The 234-nt window shown below is 53.4% G+C and carries 1 protein-coding gene; it reads right to left on the bottom strand.

Annotation, left to right across the window (positions count from 1 at the left end; genetic code table 11):
- A partial coding sequence (locus L0668_RS20605) for a type 2 periplasmic-binding domain-containing protein (protein ID WP_235314607.1) occupies positions 1-234 on the bottom strand: 234 nt, incomplete at both ends.

The raw sequence follows: 234 nt of genomic DNA, 5'->3' as shown, positions 1-234 counted from the left end.
ACGGAACATGTACGCGTAATCCAGAACGTTCAGGTATGGTGTGGAACCGGCAGAGTTCTGCGTGGACGCAGAATACATGTCGATCACGCCCAACTGGGCTTTTTCAGCACAGGACAACTGACCACAAATCTGGTTGTCGCCGATGAACTCAACGCGAATTTCGCCTTCGGTCCGCTCCTCGAGGTCGAGTGCGAACTGGATAACACCAGCGCGTTCGATCAGAAGGTTTTGTGC

Source organism: Paraglaciecola algarum (assembly GCF_021532655.1).
Lineage (GTDB): Bacteria > Pseudomonadota > Gammaproteobacteria > Enterobacterales > Alteromonadaceae > Paraglaciecola > Paraglaciecola algarum.
The sequence above is the reverse complement of the archived record's forward strand: the minus strand, read 5'-3'. Positions and strand labels throughout refer to the sequence as shown.